The organism is Neobacillus sp. DHD-1R, assembly GCF_057747995.1.
In genome coordinates this window covers 3,208,461-3,225,504 of sequence record NZ_CM173232.1, presented here as the reverse complement: position 1 = coordinate 3,225,504, position 17,044 = coordinate 3,208,461, and the positions used below count along the sequence as shown (strand labels likewise).

Sequence of the window (17,044 nt, the reverse complement as noted above, 5' to 3'; positions counted from 1 at the left end):
GTGTCTCTTTATGATCCAAACTTTTTCTGATAATGGGACAGTGCTAATAGAGGGAAGATATAGCGGTAACTGTGATAGTGAATATAAAAGCCTCCTGCCATGCCTTGACCTTTTGGATAGGCGGTGGTCCAATCCTCTTTTTCAAGAGAGTCAAGTAAATGAGTGATTCCCTTTTGAATCTCAGGAGTTGGTTTTTCTGAAATCGACACCAGTGCATCCAGTGCCCAGGCTGTGTGTGTTAATGTGCTGGTATTTAAGGGGACAAACGTTTTCCTGCTATCACTATGACAGGATTCTCCCCAGCCCCCATCCTTATTTTGAATTTCAACTAACCACTTAACAGCTTTTTGAATGGAAGAATGATTAGCCGGTACCCCAACTGCAGGAAGACCGGTGAGAGCTGCCCAAGTCCCATATATATAACATATTCCCCATCTCCCATACCAAGAGCCATCCTTTTCCTGATTTTTCATAAGCCAATGAATCCCTTTTTTTATAGCTGTGTGATCCCTTGGTAAATTGGTATAGTTGCCAAGAAATTCAAGTGAACGACCCGTAAGATCTGCGCTAGAGGGGTCAGCAAGTATAAATTCTCCTTTCTCAATAGGAAGAAACTGTAATAGTTTGGAATTGGTGTTTTTTTCAAAAGCCGGCCAGCCGCCATCATCATTTTGCATAGAAAGCAGCCATGTGATTCCACGGTCCCATGCTTGCAGCTGCGTCGGTACCACTCGTGAAATAGAGCGAAGGACAGCTGTCGTATCATCGACATCTGGCACCATTGTATTCACATGGGAAAAGCCCCAGCCGCCTGACAGCGTTTTTGGATTATGAATCACCCAATCTCCAAACCTATGCTGCTGCCGCCTGAGCAGATAATGGTTGGCCTGAACGACCATAGGATCATCCTGTGAAACTCCAGCAGCTTGCAAACTAAAGCCAACCAATGACGAGTTCCACACATTGGCAGTCGTATATTGCATATGGGGCAAGCCATCGATTTCACACATCATCGATTTAATACCGTCTACAGCCTTTGTTATGATAGGATCGTTTTTTTTATATCCAAGTGATAAAAGGGCAAATATCATTAAAAAAGTACAACTATAGTAGCTATAAAAGGTTCCATCCGCCTCAATTCGGTCGAGCATATAATTTTTAGCTCGTTCGATTGCTATTTGGTGCAGTTGTTCAGGCATGCCTAGTAAATTTTCAACCCCATCCTTTAAAAATGAATGCAATGAACGGAATTCTGGGGAGCGTAACCATGGTTGGTCCTTTTCATTTCGATGTAAATGTAAATGTGACAAGTCCGGGCTCTTTGATGTCTTTATTGTGAATTTCTTATCAGCCAAAATCATGATTGGGGTTAAGTTTGCGCGACCGAATACAGAAAATGAATAAAAGTTAATGGGGAAATGCAGTGGCAGTAGCACGATTTCGATTGGCAGCGGGGAAAATGCCGGCCATTGATATTGCCCTGTTATAGAGAGCATGACCTTTGTAAACATACTAACTTCCTCTAATCCGCCCTTAGCTAAGATGAATTTTTTTGCTGCCCGTAAACGTTGATCCTCTTTCTGATAGTAACCTGAATACAGCAAAGCATAATAGGCTTCCACTGTCGCAGTTAGATTTCCCTCGCCTTCATCATAAAAAAGATTCCATGCTCCATTTTTCTCCTGTTTAGTTACAATCCTTTTTGTAAGCCCTTGAATTAATTCTTCATCATGTAATTCCAATGTCCGTAATAAAATGATCATATAAGCATCTGTGGAAATGCCTGTTTCAAATGGATAGTCCCATGAACCATCGGGAGATTGGTCTTTTCGAAGTTTATCAATAATCCAATCGATGTCTTTTTTTGTATCAATCATCTTAATTCCACGTTCCTCTCCCTAAAAATATTCTCATCTATACATATTCTCATGATGTCTAGAGAATTCGTAAGGGAGGTCATGTGCCATTTTTTTTACGAGAAATCGCGAGAACTCACCACTACAAAGTATTACAGAAGAATTAAAGAAAAAAAGTAAAATACCGCCCACTTCCCAGTCGTTAACAAAGACAGAAGCCATGCTGCTAGAGACCATTAACCGGACTACACAGGAACTGAATCTCAATAATGTCACAAGAACTAAGGCCTATCTTGACTACTATCTACGCTTTCCAGAAATCCAGTGGGCTTTTTTAGGACATATGGTTTCACGAAATGGCGGATGGAACATGACTGATCTAATGGGTGAATTCTTACCTCGATTGATGATAAAAAAAGATCGGAAGTTATTTTTCAAGTTTTTAGAACGGGGGAATTGGCTGATTTTTCAAGACATATATCCACAATTCTTGCTTTATGAGGAAAGTAGGAGGCAAAGGAAACCGTTATTTCACTTATTTTCTTCTTTAAACATTTCAACCTTTATGGAAACCATTTGGAATCAGTTTTGGCTAACGAGGGACACCTATGTTCTGTCCATTGCTATGGTCATTAATGAACAAAGCTATCTTGAAAAAAGAGTCGTTCAAAATCCACAATACCAAAACGAGGTATTAAACAAATTTGAATTTATGCTTCAAGATTGGCTATCGTTTAACCATCTTCTCTTTCCGTATGGAAAAAAGAAGATAGCAGGACAAACCCTTCACCAGTTTGAGTCCTTAGAGGAACGAATCTTACTTGGAAAAAGACTCTATAGCATCCTTTTTAAAAATAAGGAAATTCACAATCTGACGGTAGAGTGGGCGAAAAGCCATCCGCACACGGGTTCTAGAAAGGATTATTGGCCCGATATTTTTAATAGTGTGAATGAAGGGACGCCAGGCTTTCCCTATCAGCTTCGCATGAAATCCTGCCAGCTAAGGCCTGAGGCAAGGAAACTCTATAGCCCAGCCTTAGAAAATGCTTGGAAAAATGTAAACCATGTTGAAGCAGAAAAAGGAGATTGGTTTAAAGATTGGCGTATTGTTGATTATTTAAGCGACGACGATGAGATAATTAATGGGGAGATTGAAGATGAATACTGTAAAACACTTGAACGACTCGAACTTGCCACTCTCGCCAAAAAAGCGATTACCTTTTAGCTTTAAATTTTATGCTGGAAGTATGATATTAGCTTCCTTGCTTGGCACGTATCTAGATTTATATTTTGTCGGGAAACAAATTTATCACTTTCCAATTAGGCCATTATCTGCGATATTCTCAATAAACATTGCTTTTACATTAATTGGGCTCCCCATAATTGTATTTATATTTTTGCGCTTCATATCGCAAATCAATAAATGGGGCAAACTAGGAGTCATATTCTTAGTAAGTCTTTTAATGCCGATTTTTGAAAAATTAGCAGAGGAAATGGGCTGGTTTGTTCACACAGCAAAATGGGAGCATATTTTTACATTTTTTGGTTATTTTTTATTCTTAACCATCATTACTTTGTTTTATGAATGGATGGCCAAGCCGAATAGCTAATCATAAAAAGCCGAGACAAGGGTCTCGGCTTTCTTGATGCCAACAATGGCACCAGCCCCTTCCGTCCGTACATGGTTAAGTGTCCCGCAACAAGCGAATGTTCGGAAGGGGTATTCATATAATACCACAAATATAATGGAAATATGAATGGTTGAAGAAAGTTTTTAAGTGTCTAAACTTTCTTTTCTGTTTCGAACAGTGTATGATAAAAATGATTTTTACATAAAGGAGTGTTTTCAATGGCTAAAAAAGGATACATACTGATGGAAAATGGAGAAAAAATTGAGTTTGACTTGTTCCCTAACGAAGCCCCTGGAACAGTGGCTAATTTTGAAAAATTGGCTAATGAGGGCTTTTATGATGGAGTTATCTTTCACAGGGTAATCCCAGGCTTTGTAAGTCAAGGTGGAGACCCTACTGGAACTGGAATGGGCGGCCCTGGCTATACAATCAATTGTGAAACAGAAGGAAATCCACATAAACATGTTCCGGGCTCCTTATCAATGGCACATGCAGGAAGAAATACTGGGGGAAGTCAGTTCTTCATCGTTCATGAATCACAACCACATTTAAACGGTGTTCATACTGTTTTCGGCCAAGTAACTTCTGGACTTGAAACTGCTAAAGCAATGCGTAATGGTGATAAAATGGTTGAAGTTAAGGTATATGATGAAGAATAGGTAATGAGTGAGAGAGAGCTGAATCAGCTCTCTTTTTTTATGAAGAAGGGATCTTCTATATTAAATTAAGACTGTTAAAAAGATAACTTTTGTAAAGAATGATAAATCCTTCATAGGGTAAATTAACTACAAAATTCTCTATGGAGGTTATGATGAAAAAACTGGTCCTACTTATCCTATTGGTATTTTTATCTTTCCAAAACTCAGCATTGGCTGAAGTTAATCCAACGAAGCAACTGAAAGCAGCCATCATTATCGATGATTTCGGAGGCGGAACGGGTGGTGTTCAGGATTTTTTAGAAGGAGAAATCCCCATTACTGCAGCGGTTATGCCTTTTACAGAAAACTCTAAAAAACATGCTGAATGGGCCCATAAAAATGGGTTTGAGGTTATGATCCATTTACCAATGGAACCGAAAAGAGGGAAAAGATCTTGGCTTGGACCGAAGCCGATCACGGTTGATCTGACACCAAAGGAAGTTAGGCAGCGTGTAGAAGAGGCTGTAGCTAGTGTTCCATATGCGGTGGGACTTAACAACCACATGGGATCCTTAGCCGTTGAAAAAGAAGAAATTGTTCGAGCTATTGTAGAAGTGGCTAAAGAAAGAAAGCTGTTTATAATCGACAGTGGAACAAGCCCAGGTACGAAATTCCCGGAAATCGCAAAAGAAATGGGCGTCCCTCTGCTCAAAAGAGATGTATTTCTTGATGACATCTCATCGTCAGCGCATGTGAGGAAACAAATGAGTAGACTAGCAAAGGTCACTGAAATCAAAGGTAAAGGAATCGCAATCGGCCATGTAGGCGTGACAGGTAAGGTTTGTTCTGTAGGGGTATTTCAATCAATGGAGGAATTTAACAAACGTAATATAAAAATTGTACCTGTCTCCGAGCTTTTTTTCGGACAACTTCAAGATAAAAATTTCCCTCCCTATTAAATGCTTACAAAAAGCCAGAACCCGCATTCTGGCTTTTTTCTTGCCAATTTACAGAGATTCAGACAAAATAAAAAAATAAACAAAAGTGAGCAACAAGGGAGAAGGATTCGTAAAATGAAACTAGTATCTTGGAATGTAAATGGCCTAAGGGCTTGCGTTAAAAAAGGGTTTTTGGATTATTTTCAAGAAGTGGATGCGGATATTTTTTGTGTACAGGAAACGAAACTTCAGGAAGGTCAAATTAGTCTTGATTTAGCTGGGTACCATCAATACTGGAATTATGCCTTAAAGAAAGGGTATTCCGGTACAGCAGTGTTTACGAAGCATAAACCGCTTTCTGTTAGATATGGAGTTGGCTCAGATGAGAGTGAAGGGGAAGGACGCATTCTTACATTAGAGTTTGAGGATTTTTTCTTAGTCAATGTCTATACGCCAAATTCTCAAAGAGATTTGGCGAGACTTGGTTATCGTTTGGAATGGGAGGATAGAATATTTCAACATTTAAATGAATTGAATGAAATTAAACCACTTATTCTTTGTGGCGACATGAATGTTGCACATCAAGAGATTGATTTAAGAAATCCTAAAACTAATATCGGCAACTCGGGTTTTACAGATGAAGAGAGAGGGAAAATGACTTCTTTACTTGCATCAGGTTTTGTAGACAGCTATCGTTATTTTTATCCAGATCAAGATGGTGCGTATACCTGGTGGTCGTACATGAATAAAGTACGGGAACGGAATATCGGTTGGCGGATTGATTACTTTATTGTTTCTAAAGCACTGTGTGATCGACTTAAGCTTGCTGACATTCACTGCAATGTAATGGGTAGTGATCACTGTCCAGTGATCCTTGAACTTCAATGATGATTAGTTCAATAAGAAATTCTTATTGAAAAAGATAAAATACCCGTCATTTCCTTTATAACATAGCTGATCTATAGTTATTGTATAAAGAATTAGTGGGGGGATTATATATGGATGTTAAACGAGATGTACAACAACAATTTGGAAAAAGTGCAGAAGCCTATGTAAGTAGTGCCATCCACAAGGATGGAGAGGATTTACAGAAGTTAGTGGATATGGCGGCGATTACGGGAGAAGAAGTGCTGCTTGATATTGCGACTGGCGGCGGCCATACCGCCAATGCCTTTGCCCCTCTTGTAAAAAAGGTTACCGCAATAGATTTGACACTAGAAATGTTAGTAGCCGCGGAAACGTTTATCACAGGGAATGGTCATCAAAATGTAGAGTTCCAAATAGGGGATGCAGAAACACTTCCCTTTTTAGACCAATCATTTGATATAGTGACTTGTAGGATTGCATCACACCATTTTCCTAATATTAATAAGTTTGTTAAAGAGGCCTATCGCGTCCTTAAACCAAATGGTCAATTTTTACTGGATGATAATGTCGTGCCTGAAAATGATGAGTTTGACCATTTTTATAATACGATTGAAAAATGGCGGGATTACAGTCATTTTCGGGCATGGAAGAAGAGTGAATGGGTTCGAATGCTGGAAATGAACGGTTTCGAAATTTATGAATGGCACCGGTTTGATAAAACGTTTCGTTTTGAGGCATGGTGTAATCGAATGAATTTACGTCAAGAAGAAAAGGAAAAATTGACTCAGTTTATATTTAATGCTCCTCAACGAGTGAAAAATAAATTTAGCGTTAGGATGGAAGTAGATCAAGTGATCTCCTTCCAGGGGGAAGCTATTGTTTTAAGAGCAATTAAAAAGGAATAACAAAAGAAACCTTTACAACCAAAGGAATATTGTGTTGTAAAGGTTTCTTTATGATTAAATATCATTAAGAGCAGTTCCGTATTCATCAAACTCCGGTGTTTTCTCGGTTTGATTCAAATTTTCGAATGGGCTTTGGTCGGGTGGAGTACTTAAATCTTTATTCTCTTCTTTTTTATACGAGTAAAAACTCACTTTGGCAACAGCTCCTTTAAGAATGAAGTACTCCTGTATTTTTTCCAATATAAAAATGATCTAAACCATTGTTAATTTCTTTCTAGAATAACTTTTATAAGATAATAGATTAAATGAAAGAAAGACATTTTCGTATTCTTAAAAAGTTAGTAAAAACTAGTTGACGAATATGCTCATGGATAGTATTATTATCAATGTCGCTTCTGAGTTTTAAGATGTATTTACAAATTTACTCATTAAAAATATTCAAAAAGAAGTTGACGTTGGACATTTATTATGGTAATATAATAAATGTCGCTAATTGCTAGATTGGTAGATGGAAAATTAATTTGTTCTTTGAAAACTAAACAAACAAAAGCGTCAACAAACAATAAATTATTAGTTTCTTTTTGAAACTAAGCCAACGTAACATTTATGAGCTATATCAACTTTCTTGGAGAGTTTGATCCTGGCTCAGGACGAACGCTGGCGGCGTGCCTAATACATGCAAGTCGAGCGGATCAATAGGAGCTTGCTCCTATTGATTAGCGGCGGACGGGTGAGTAACACGTGGGCAACCTGCCTGTAAGACTGGGATAACACCGGGAAACCGGTGCTAATACCGGATAATCTTTTTCCTCACATGAGGAAAAACTGAAAGTCGGTTTCGGCTGACACTTACAGATGGGCCCGCGGCGCATTAGCTAGTTGGTGAGGTAACGGCTCACCAAGGCGACGATGCGTAGCCGACCTGAGAGGGTGATCGGCCACACTGGGACTGAGACACGGCCCAGACTCCTACGGGAGGCAGCAGTAGGGAATCTTCCACAATGGACGAAAGTCTGATGGAGCAACGCCGCGTGAGCGATGAAGGCCTTCGGGTCGTAAAGCTCTGTTGTTAGGGAAGAACAAGTATCGGAGTAACTGCCGGTACCTTGACGGTACCTAACCAGAAAGCCACGGCTAACTACGTGCCAGCAGCCGCGGTAATACGTAGGTGGCAAGCGTTGTCCGGAATTATTGGGCGTAAAGCGCGCGCAGGCGGTCCTTTAAGTCTGATGTGAAAGCCCACGGCTCAACCGTGGAGGGTCATTGGAAACTGGGGGACTTGAGTGCAGAAGAGGAAAGCGGAATTCCACGTGTAGCGGTGAAATGCGTAGAGATGTGGAGGAACACCAGTGGCGAAGGCGGCTTTCTGGTCTGTAACTGACGCTGAGGCGCGAAAGCGTGGGGAGCAAACAGGATTAGATACCCTGGTAGTCCACGCCGTAAACGATGAGTGCTAAGTGTTAGGGGGTTTCCGCCCCTTAGTGCTGCAGCTAACGCATTAAGCACTCCGCCTGGGGAGTACGGCCGCAAGGCTGAAACTCAAAGGAATTGACGGGGGCCCGCACAAGCGGTGGAGCATGTGGTTTAATTCGAAGCAACGCGAAGAACCTTACCAGGTCTTGACATCCTCTGACACTCCTAGAGATAGGACGTTCCCCTTCGGGGGACAGAGTGACAGGTGGTGCATGGTTGTCGTCAGCTCGTGTCGTGAGATGTTGGGTTAAGTCCCGCAACGAGCGCAACCCTTGTTCTTAGTTGCCAGCATTCAGTTGGGCACTCTAAGGAGACTGCCGGTGACAAACCGGAGGAAGGTGGGGATGACGTCAAATCATCATGCCCCTTATGACCTGGGCTACACACGTGCTACAATGGATGGTACAAAGGGCAGCAAAGCCGCGAGGCCTAGCCAATCCCATAAAACCATTCTCAGTTCGGATTGTAGGCTGCAACTCGCCTACATGAAGCCGGAATCGCTAGTAATCGCGGATCAGCATGCCGCGGTGAATACGTTCCCGGGCCTTGTACACACCGCCCGTCACACCACGAGAGTTTGTAACACCCGAAGTCGGTGGGGTAACCGTAAGGAGCCAGCCGCCTAAGGTGGGACAGATGATTGGGGTGAAGTCGTAACAAGGTAGCCGTATCGGAAGGTGCGGCTGGATCACCTCCTTTCTAAGGATAATGCAGTCCTTACGGACTGATAAGAAGTTGACCGCTTTTTGTTTGTTTAGTTTTGAGAGTACAATCTCTCAAAAACATTCGTTCTTTGAAAACTAGATAATCGTAAGAAGAAGCAAGTGAAACATCGAGTAATCGCCATTTTAGTTTTCTCTCTTATTTAATAAGAGAAACAAACCTTTTAGGTTAAGTTAGAAAGGGCGCACGGTGAATGCCTTGGCACTAGGAGCCGATGAAGGACGGGACTAACACCGATATGCTTCGGGGAGCTGTAAGTAAGCTTTGATCCGGAGATTTCCGAATGGGGAAACCCACTGCTCGTAATGGAGTAGTATCTTTACCTGAATACATAGGGTATGGATGGCATACCCGGGGAACTGAAACATCTAAGTACCCGGAGGAAGAGAAAGCAAACGCGATTCCCTGAGTAGCGGCGAGCGAAACGGGACATAGCCCAAACCAAGAGGCTTGCCTCTTGGGGTTGTAGGACACTCAACATGGAGTTACAAAGGAACGGGGTAGATGAAGCGATCTGGAAAGGTCCGTCATAGAAGGTAAAAACCCTGTAGTTGAAACTTCGTTCCCTCCTGAGTGGATCCTGAGTACGGCCGGACACGAGAAATCCGGTCGGAAGCAGGGAGGACCATCTCCCAAGGCTAAATACTCCCTAGTGACCGATAGTGAACCAGTACCGTGAGGGAAAGGTGAAAAGCACCCCGGAAGGGGAGTGAAATAGTTCCTGAAACCGTGTGCCTACAAGTAGTCAGAGCCCGTTCATGGGTGATGGCGTGCCTTTTGTAGAATGAACCGGCGAGTTACGATCCCATGCAAGGTTAAGTTGAAAAGACGGAGCCGCAGCGAAAGCGAGTCTGAATAGGGCGAATGAGTATGTGGTCGTAGACCCGAAACCAGGTGATCTACCCATGTCCAGGGTGAAGTCCAGGTAACACTGGATGGAGGCCCGAACCCACGCACGTTGAAAAGTGCGGGGATGAGGTGTGGGTAGCGGAGAAATTCCAATCGAACTTGGAGATAGCTGGTTCTCTCCGAAATAGCTTTAGGGCTAGCCTCACGTAGTAAGAGTCTTGGAGGTAGAGCACTGTTTGGACTAGGGGCCCTCATCGGGTTACCGAATTCAGACAAACTCCGAATGCCAAAGACTTATCCGTGGGAGTCAGACTGCGAGTGATAAGATCCGTAGTCAAAAGGGAAACAGCCCAGACCACCAGCTAAGGTCCCAAAGTATACGTTAAGTGGAAAAGGATGTGGAGTTGCTTAGACAACCAGGATGTTGGCTTAGAAGCAGCCACCATTTAAAGAGTGCGTAATAGCTCACTGGTCGAGTGACTCTGCGCCGAAAATGTACCGGGGCTAAACGTATCACCGAAGCTGTGGATTGACATCAACGATGTCAGTGGTAGGAGAGCGTTCTAAGGGCGTTGAAGCTAGACCGTAAGGACTGGTGGAGCGCTTAGAAGTGAGAATGCCGGTATGAGTAGCGAAAGATGAGTGAGAATCTCATCCACCGAATGCCTAAGGTTTCCTGAGGAAGGCTCGTCCGCTCAGGGTTAGTCGGGACCTAAGCCGAGGCCGAAAGGCGTAGGCGATGGACAACAGGTTGATATTCCTGTACCACCTCTTTATCGTTTGAGTGATGGGGGGACGCAGGAGGATAGGGTAAGCGCGCTGTTGGATATGCGCGTCTAAGCAGTTAGGCTGGTAAGTAGGAAAATCCGCTTACCGTGAAGGCTGAGCTGTGACAGCGAGGGAAATTTAGTACCGAAGTTCCTGATTCCACACTGCCAAGAAAAGCCTCTAGCGAGATAAAAGGTGCCCGTACCGCAAACCGACACAGGTAGGCGAGGAGAGAATCCTAAGGTGAGCGAGAGAACTCTCGTTAAGGAACTCGGCAAAATGACCCCGTAACTTCGGGAGAAGGGGTGCTCTTTGGGGTGAATAGCCTCGAAGAGCCGCAGTGAATAGGCCCAGGCGACTGTTTAGCAAAAACACAGGTCTCTGCGAAGCCGCAAGGCGAAGTATAGGGGCTGACGCCTGCCCGGTGCTGGAAGGTTAAGAGGAGGGGTTAGCCTTAAAAGCGAAGCTCTGAATCGAAGCCCCAGTAAACGGCGGCCGTAACTATAACGGTCCTAAGGTAGCGAAATTCCTTGTCGGGTAAGTTCCGACCCGCACGAAAGGCGTAACGATCTGGGCACTGTCTCAACGAGAGACTCGGTGAAATTATAGTACCTGTGAAGATGCAGGTTACCCGCGACAGGACGGAAAGACCCCGTGGAGCTTTACTGTAGCCTGATATTGAATTTTGGTACAGCTTGTACAGGATAGGTAGGAGCCTGAGAAGCCGGAGCGCTAGCTTCGGTGGAGGCGTCGGTGGGATACTACCCTGGCTGTATTGAAATTCTAACCCGCACCCCTGATCGGGGTGGGAGACAGTGTCAGGTGGGCAGTTTGACTGGGGCGGTCGCCTCCTAAAGAGTAACGGAGGCGCCCAAAGGTTCCCTCAGAATGGTTGGAAATCATTCGTAGAGTGTAAAGGCACAAGGGAGCTTGACTGCGAGACCTACAAGTCGAGCAGGGACGAAAGTCGGGCTTAGTGATCCGGTGGTTCCGCATGGAAGGGCCATCGCTCAACGGATAAAAGCTACCCCGGGGATAACAGGCTTATCTCCCCCAAGAGTCCACATCGACGGGGAGGTTTGGCACCTCGATGTCGGCTCATCGCATCCTGGGGCTGTAGTCGGTCCCAAGGGTTGGGCTGTTCGCCCATTAAAGCGGTACGCGAGCTGGGTTCAGAACGTCGTGAGACAGTTCGGTCCCTATCCGTCGTGGGCGCAGGAAATTTGAGAGGAGCTGTCCTTAGTACGAGAGGACCGGGATGGACGCACCGCTGGTGTACCAGTTGTCTTGCCAAAGGCATCGCTGGGTAGCTATGTGCGGACGGGATAAGTGCTGAAAGCATCTAAGCATGAAGCCCCCCTCAAGATGAGATTTCCCATAGCGTCAAGCTAGTAAGAACCCTGAAAGATGATCAGGTTGATAGGTCAGAGGTGGAAGCGTGGCGACATGTGGAGCTGACTGATACTAATCGTTCGAGGACTTAACCAAATAGAAAAGCGGAGGCGACTGGTCAACTTCGACAGACGTTGGAGAGCCGGCACTGCAAATCCTGATTTTGGATTTGAAGGGACGGATCGAAACGGCCGAGAAGTTAGGAGCCGCAGCTGGACAATTTTTAAAGCGAACTTAAGTTTTACCACTTCTTCTGAATTATCTAGTTTTGAGAGAACGATCTCTCTAATTTTATAGTCTGGTAATTAAGGCGAGAAGGTCACACCCGTTCCCATACCGAACACGGAAGTTAAGCTTCTCAGCGCCGATGGTAGTTGGGACACGCGTCCCTGTGAGAGTAGGACGTTGCCAGGCTGTTATTTATGGAGGATTAGCTCAGCTGGGAGAGCATCTGCCTTACAAGCAGAGGGTCGGCGGTTCGATCCCGTCATCCTCCACCATACTATATTTTCAATCAATATGCCGGGGTAGCTCAATTGGTAGAGCAACTGACTTGTAATCAGTAGGTTGGGGGTTCAAGTCCTCTCGCCGGCACCATGCTTTTTACTTAATTGAATATGCGGGTGTGGCGGAATTGGCAGACGCACCAGACTTAGGATCTGGCGCCGCAAGGCGTGGGGGTTCGACTCCCTTCACCCGCACCAAAGTTTTTTGCGGAAGTAGTTCAGTGGTAGAACATCACCTTGCCAAGGTGGGGGTCGCGGGTTCGAATCCCGTCTTCCGCTCCAATAGTGCCGGGGTGGCGGAACTGGCAGACGCACAGGACTTAAAATCCTGCGGTAGGTGACTACCGTACCGGTTCGATTCCGGTCCTCGGCACCATTACAATAAATTTATATGCGCCCTTAGCTCAGCTGGATAGAGTGTTTGACTACGAATCAAAAGGTCGGGAGTTCGAATCTCTCAGGGCGCATTTTTACGGGAAGTAGCTCAGCTTGGTAGAGCACTTGGTTTGGGACCAAGGGGTCGCAGGTTCGAATCCTGTCTTCCCGACCATTCAATTCATGCCATTATGGGGTCTTAGCTCAGCTGGGAGAGCGCCTGCTTTGCACGCAGGAGGTCAGGGGTTCGATCCCCCTAGACTCCACCAAACATTTTAAAATTTATTTTATGGCGGTGTAGCTCAGCTGGCTAGAGCGTACGGTTCATACCCGTAAGGTCGGGGGTTCGATCCCCTCCGCCGCTACTTAAACACAATTAACCTTTTTATAAAATGGAGGAATACCCAAGTCTGGCTGAAGGGATCGGTCTTGAAAACCGACAGGCGGGTCATACCGCGCGGGGGTTCGAATCCCTCTTCCTCCTCCAGTTTTAATTCTCTTTTATATGTGGAGGGGTAGCGAAGTGGCTAAACGCGGCGGACTGTAAATCCGCTCCCTCCGGGTTCGGCGGTTCGAATCCGTCCCCCTCCACCACAAATAGGGGCATAGTTTAAAGGTAGAACAAAGGTCTCCAAAACCTTTGGTGTGGGTTCGATTCCTGCTGCCCCTGCCAAATTTTTTCTTCATAAATTCCTGATTGTACTATGGGATTTTTATTTAATATTTGCCGATGTGGCGGAATTGGCAGACGCGCACGACTCAAAATCGTGTTCCGTGAGGAGTGTCGGTTCGACCCCGACCATCGGTATCAAATAATTCGAAATAGAAAACAGACTTTAACTATTATGTTGGAGTCTGTTTTATTTTTATATGCCCGATGAGTGGTGCAAAAGTATACATTTCCCCAAGAATGTATCAGTACGAGTTGAAGTGAATATTATCAATTAGCTGATCCTCTCTGCGATAAGCTGGAAGTTGACTAAATTAAAGATTAATGATCATTTTCTAGAATTTTGCATGATTGAAATTTTCCTGAGAGGGAATTTAATTAGTACATCATGTAAAGGAGATAATCGCTCATGGAAAAACGAATCATAGGTGTTTATGAAACTGAAAAACAGGCACAGACAGCGGTAGAGGATTTACATAGGAAGGGCTACAACTTTGAGCAGATCTCTATTCTAGCAAAAAATATCGAAGGATTGGAATCGAATGGTGACCAAGTGAAACTTAAAGAAACGGAAGGAATCATTGCAGGGGCAACGGCTGGTGGAATAATCGGATTGGCTGGTTTTTTCGTAGGAATGAGTGCCCTAGCACTTCCTGGCATCGGTCCAATAATAGCGGCAGGTCCGTTATTATTAACCCTGGGTGGAGCTGTATCTGGTGCTGCTGCCAAAGCCGGCGGTTTAACCGGGGCCTTACAGGAGATTGGATTGGATGAAGAAGAAGCTCGCCAATATGAAGAAGATGTGAAAAAAGGGAAAATTCTCATCGTAGTCGCAGAATAATTCCGAAATAAAGGATGCTTAGTCATTTATACGTTTGGTAATAAAACAATAATTATTATAAGAAGTTCAATAAATTGTTCTCTCTGATGGATTCAATACATTATTCTAAATAATTGTGTTAACTATTGATGTTTTAATATTTTTAAAAATATCAGATTTTAAAATATCCTGTTCCTTGAGGAGTGTCGGTTCGACCCCGGCCACCGGTATCAGGGAATTGTTACAAAAAGGCTTTCAACTAATATGTTGAAGGCCTTTTTGTTTTTTTTAAGTCGCCTTCGCTTGAAGGAAAAGGCCCAACCTATCGTAGTTTGGGCTTGGAATAAATTGCTATTCTGAAACCTTTTGGAAAACAATTTCTTTTTCAGCTTCCGTAAACATCCGCTCTGCCATTGGGTAAAGGACCTGTTCTTCTTTCATGAAATGCTGTAAAAGAATATTGACCGCATTATTAATAAGATTTGCATTTTTAATCATGTCATCTATTGAACTTTCTTTAGGGGTTTTAGTATTTATAAAAAATTCATTGATCAATTCTCTTGCCTGTTCGTGTTCAGCTTCCATTACAGCTATTGGACCTCCATGTTGGCCAATGTATTTTTCCATCATCCGAAATAAGATATCTTCTTCACGGACTGAATGAAACTCTAGGTTTCTGAAAAACTCTTTTACTTCCTGAATTAATTGTTCAAAAGCAGTACCTTGCTCGTCCTCAACTTTATTACATAAGGAAATTAAAAGTTCCATATTGTTTCTTAATGGGTGATGTTCACTTATTAATTTATTTAAGCCCTCGGAAAGGGCAGTTGGACCCTTACCAAATAATCCTTGCATATCAAAATCTCCTCTCGAATTTTACTCTTTTAAGTATATAAAAAAGATGGAATTTATATTGTGATTCAAATCACTATAAAATTTAAACATAATTTTTATAAAAGAAACAAAATCCCGTCTCATGCAACGGGATTTTGTTTGTTTATATAATTCAGAATATTAAAATTTTAATTAATTGTGATGTTTTATTCAAATTATTGTACCGATTTAATATTAAATGTTATATACTATATACAAATAAGTATAACACATTTATAATAAATACATAGAATATAACATATTAAGGTGATTAAGGGGGTGGTAATGATTAAACTTACCAAGCGTCAGGACGAAATCCTGGATATTGTTAAAGAAAATGGACCGATAACGGGGAAAGAGATTGCAGAAAAGCTTTCACTATCACGAGCAGCGTTAAGACCTGATCTTGCCATCTTAACTATGTCAGGAAATTTAGATGCGAGACCAAGAGTAGGATATTTTTATAATGAAAAATTTCCTAATAAGCATCAAGCGGAAAAATACCTTCATCAGAAGGTCAATGATTATAAGGCCCTTCCAATTGTGGTGGGAAAATCAACCTCGGTTTATGATGCAATTGTTCAGTTATTTTTAGAGGATGTTGGAACACTTTACGCTGTTGATGCTGACGGCCATTTAACAGGGGTGATTTCTAGAAAGGATTTGCTCAGAGCATCACTAGGAAATCAAAATCTTCATGATCTGCCTGTAAGTGTCATAATGACGAGAATGCCGAATATCATCACGATTAATCCAGAAGAAACTTTGCTTGAAGCTGCAAAAAAAATGATTCACAACCACATTGACTCTTTACCGGTTGTAAAGAATGTGGACGGGCAAACAAATACATATTTGCTAGTGGGTCGCATTACGAAAACAACGATAACACGAGCATATTTAGAAATTATGGATGAAAAATCAAACTAAGAGGAGTGGCTGAAATTTTGGTAAAGAAAGAAGTTGTCTATGTGGTATCTGACTCAGTAGGGGAAACGGCTGAGTTTGTTGTAAAAGCAGTGGCAACACAATTTAATGGCGGCCATGTTGATATTCGCCGTAATTCTTATGTGGATGACCTTGAAGATATTGAAGATGTCATCTTGTTAGCCAAAGACGCTCATTCGATTATTGCTTATACGATTGTTATTCCAGCATTAAAAGAATATCTAGATCGAAGAGCTGCTGAAGAAGGAATTTTGGCAGTAGATTTACTAAGTCCGTTGATGAATGCTTTTACCACTAAATTTAATAAGGTGCCCCATCACCAACCTGGTTTGATGCGAAAACTGGATGAAGAATACTTCCGAAAAATTGAAGCGATTGAATTTGCCGTTAAATATGATGATGGACGCGACCCAAGAGGAATTACCAAGGCTGACATCGTTTTAATTGGTGTATCTCGGACCTCGAAGACACCACTATCGATGTACTTAGCCCATAAACGCTTTAAGGTAGCCAATGTTCCTTTAGTTCCTGAGGTACAGCCGCCAGACGAATTGTTTCAAATACCAAGAAAGAATTGCATTGGATTAATCATTTCTCCTGATAAATTAAATGAAATTCGTAAGGAGCGTCTGAAAGCATTGGGGCTAGCTTCACAGGCCAATTATGCCAGCTTTGAGCGGATTTTAAAAGAATTAGATCATGCTGAAAAAATTATGAAAAGAGTTGGCTGTCCTGTCATTGATGTATCAAATAAGGCAGTAGAAGAAACGGCCGGCTTAATTTTAGAAGTGTTAAAAAAAGAGAGGAGCTTTTAA

Annotated in this window: 12 protein-coding genes, 13 tRNA genes and 3 rRNA genes; 25 read left to right on the top strand and 3 right to left on the bottom strand. The window is 42.8% G+C overall.

The window, feature by feature from the left end; translation table 11 throughout:
• Positions 1-8: 8 nt before the first annotated feature.
• A complete protein-coding gene (shc, locus tag AC3ANL_RS15660) occupies positions 9-1,877 on the bottom strand; it encodes a squalene--hopene cyclase (protein WP_488325349.1) in 1,869 nt (622 codons plus the stop codon).
• A 199-nt stretch (positions 1,878-2,076) separates the two neighbouring features.
• On the opposite strand from shc, the gene AC3ANL_RS15655 reads away from it, so the two are divergent.
• The 6 genes from AC3ANL_RS15655 (at position 2,077) to AC3ANL_RS15630 (ending at position 6,835) form a co-directional block, all read left to right on the top strand.
• Positions 2,077-3,081, top strand: a complete 1,005-nt coding sequence (locus AC3ANL_RS15655) for a DUF2515 family protein (RefSeq protein ID WP_488325348.1) — start codon at positions 2,077-2,079, stop codon at positions 3,079-3,081.
• Positions 3,014-3,466, top strand: coding sequence for a CBO0543 family protein (locus AC3ANL_RS15650; RefSeq protein ID WP_488325347.1), 453 nt, complete (start codon positions 3,014-3,016; stop codon positions 3,464-3,466). Before AC3ANL_RS15655 ends, AC3ANL_RS15650 begins: the two co-directional genes overlap by 68 nt.
• Before the next feature lie 239 nt (positions 3,467-3,705).
• The gene (locus tag AC3ANL_RS15645) at positions 3,706-4,146 is read left to right on the top strand and encodes a peptidylprolyl isomerase (protein ID WP_488325346.1); all 441 of its coding nucleotides are present in this window, start codon (positions 3,706-3,708) and stop codon (positions 4,144-4,146) included.
• Between the two features lie 152 nt (positions 4,147-4,298).
• Entirely contained in the window at positions 4,299-5,084 is a 786-nt protein-coding gene (locus AC3ANL_RS15640) for a divergent polysaccharide deacetylase family protein (protein WP_488325345.1), read from the top strand.
• Between the two features lie 114 nt (positions 5,085-5,198).
• Positions 5,199-5,951, top strand: a complete 753-nt coding sequence (locus AC3ANL_RS15635; protein WP_488325344.1) for an exodeoxyribonuclease III — start codon at positions 5,199-5,201, stop codon at positions 5,949-5,951.
• A gap of 110 nt (positions 5,952-6,061) precedes the next feature.
• Positions 6,062-6,835, top strand: coding sequence for a class I SAM-dependent methyltransferase (locus AC3ANL_RS15630; RefSeq protein ID WP_488325343.1), 774 nt, complete (start codon positions 6,062-6,064; stop codon positions 6,833-6,835).
• Between the two features lie 54 nt (positions 6,836-6,889).
• On the opposite strand, the gene AC3ANL_RS15625 is transcribed toward AC3ANL_RS15630, so the two are convergent.
• Positions 6,890-7,027: a hypothetical protein gene (locus AC3ANL_RS15625; RefSeq protein ID WP_488325342.1), complete on the bottom strand. Its 138-nt coding sequence runs from the start codon at positions 7,025-7,027 to the stop codon at positions 6,890-6,892.
• A gap of 430 nt (positions 7,028-7,457) precedes the next feature.
• Here AC3ANL_RS15625 and AC3ANL_RS15620 point away from each other — a divergent pair.
• The 17 genes from AC3ANL_RS15620 to AC3ANL_RS15540 all read left to right on the top strand — a co-directional run bounded on the left by AC3ANL_RS15620 (position 7,458) and on the right by AC3ANL_RS15540 (position 14,432).
• A 16S ribosomal RNA gene (locus AC3ANL_RS15620) occupies positions 7,458-9,007 on the top strand.
• 190 nt (positions 9,008-9,197) lie between these two features.
• A 23S ribosomal RNA gene (locus AC3ANL_RS15615) occupies positions 9,198-12,136 on the top strand.
• A gap of 201 nt (positions 12,137-12,337) precedes the next feature.
• A 5S ribosomal RNA gene (gene rrf, locus AC3ANL_RS15610) occupies positions 12,338-12,454 on the top strand.
• Together the 16S, 23S and 5S rRNA genes with 13 tRNA genes alongside form the textbook arrangement of a ribosomal RNA operon.
• 10 nt (positions 12,455-12,464) lie before the next feature.
• Positions 12,465-12,540, top strand: a tRNA-Val gene (locus AC3ANL_RS15605).
• A 21-nt stretch (positions 12,541-12,561) separates the two neighbouring features.
• A tRNA-Thr gene (locus tag AC3ANL_RS15600) sits at positions 12,562-12,637 on the top strand.
• Between the two features lie 22 nt (positions 12,638-12,659).
• Positions 12,660-12,744, top strand: a tRNA-Leu gene (locus AC3ANL_RS15595).
• A 9-nt stretch (positions 12,745-12,753) separates the two neighbouring features.
• A tRNA-Gly gene (locus AC3ANL_RS15590) sits at positions 12,754-12,828 on the top strand.
• 5 nt (positions 12,829-12,833) lie between these two features.
• A tRNA-Leu gene (locus AC3ANL_RS15585) sits at positions 12,834-12,922 on the top strand.
• 17 nt (positions 12,923-12,939) lie between these two features.
• Positions 12,940-13,013 (top strand) — tRNA-Arg (locus AC3ANL_RS15580).
• A 6-nt stretch (positions 13,014-13,019) separates the two neighbouring features.
• A tRNA-Pro gene (locus tag AC3ANL_RS15575) sits at positions 13,020-13,096 on the top strand.
• Between the two features lie 18 nt (positions 13,097-13,114).
• Positions 13,115-13,190: transfer RNA gene (locus AC3ANL_RS15570), tRNA-Ala, on the top strand.
• 22 nt (positions 13,191-13,212) lie between these two features.
• Positions 13,213-13,286 (top strand) — tRNA-Met (locus AC3ANL_RS15565).
• Between the two features lie 29 nt (positions 13,287-13,315).
• Positions 13,316-13,408, top strand: a tRNA-Ser gene (locus AC3ANL_RS15560).
• A gap of 22 nt (positions 13,409-13,430) precedes the next feature.
• Positions 13,431-13,515, top strand: a tRNA-Tyr gene (locus tag AC3ANL_RS15555).
• Positions 13,516-13,520: 5 nt separating this feature from the next.
• Positions 13,521-13,594: transfer RNA gene (locus AC3ANL_RS15550), tRNA-Trp, on the top strand.
• A 53-nt stretch (positions 13,595-13,647) separates the two neighbouring features.
• Positions 13,648-13,729, top strand: a tRNA-Leu gene (locus AC3ANL_RS15545).
• A gap of 271 nt (positions 13,730-14,000) precedes the next feature.
• The gene (locus AC3ANL_RS15540) at positions 14,001-14,432 is read left to right on the top strand and encodes a general stress protein (protein ID WP_488325341.1); all 432 of its coding nucleotides are present in this window, start codon (positions 14,001-14,003) and stop codon (positions 14,430-14,432) included.
• A 330-nt stretch (positions 14,433-14,762) separates the two neighbouring features.
• On the opposite strand, the gene AC3ANL_RS15535 is transcribed toward AC3ANL_RS15540, so the two are convergent.
• Entirely contained in the window at positions 14,763-15,266 is a 504-nt protein-coding gene (locus AC3ANL_RS15535) for a hemerythrin domain-containing protein (protein WP_488325340.1), read from the bottom strand.
• Positions 15,267-15,569: 303 nt separating this feature from the next.
• Here AC3ANL_RS15535 and ccpN point away from each other — a divergent pair, with 303 nt between their 5' ends.
• Positions 15,570-16,211, top strand: a complete 642-nt coding sequence (ccpN, locus tag AC3ANL_RS15530) for a transcriptional regulator CcpN (RefSeq protein WP_488325339.1) — start codon at positions 15,570-15,572, stop codon at positions 16,209-16,211.
• A gap of 17 nt (positions 16,212-16,228) precedes the next feature.
• The gene (locus tag AC3ANL_RS15525) at positions 16,229-17,044 is read left to right on the top strand and encodes a pyruvate, water dikinase regulatory protein (RefSeq protein ID WP_488325338.1); all 816 of its coding nucleotides are present in this window, start codon (positions 16,229-16,231) and stop codon (positions 17,042-17,044) included.

Coding starts and splice junctions, on each gene's coding strand:
- AC3ANL_RS15540 (WP_488325341.1), top strand. CDS start 14,001: ATGGAAAAACGAATCATAGGTGTTTATGAAACTGAAAAACAGGCACAG.
- AC3ANL_RS15535 (WP_488325340.1), bottom strand. CDS start 15,266: ATGCAAGGATTATTTGGTAAGGGTCCAACTGCCCTTTCCGAGGGCTTA.
- AC3ANL_RS15650 (WP_488325347.1), top strand. CDS start 3,014: ATGAATACTGTAAAACACTTGAACGACTCGAACTTGCCACTCTCGCCA.
- AC3ANL_RS15630 (WP_488325343.1), top strand. CDS start 6,062: ATGGATGTTAAACGAGATGTACAACAACAATTTGGAAAAAGTGCAGAA.
- AC3ANL_RS15635 (WP_488325344.1), top strand. CDS start 5,199: ATGAAACTAGTATCTTGGAATGTAAATGGCCTAAGGGCTTGCGTTAAA.
- AC3ANL_RS15645 (WP_488325346.1), top strand. CDS start 3,706: ATGGCTAAAAAAGGATACATACTGATGGAAAATGGAGAAAAAATTGAG.
- ccpN (WP_488325339.1), top strand. CDS start 15,570: ATGATTAAACTTACCAAGCGTCAGGACGAAATCCTGGATATTGTTAAA.
- shc (WP_488325349.1), bottom strand. CDS start 1,877: ATGATTGATACAAAAAAAGACATCGATTGGATTATTGATAAACTTCGA.
- AC3ANL_RS15655 (WP_488325348.1), top strand. CDS start 2,077: ATGCTGCTAGAGACCATTAACCGGACTACACAGGAACTGAATCTCAAT.
- AC3ANL_RS15640 (WP_488325345.1), top strand. CDS start 4,299: ATGAAAAAACTGGTCCTACTTATCCTATTGGTATTTTTATCTTTCCAA.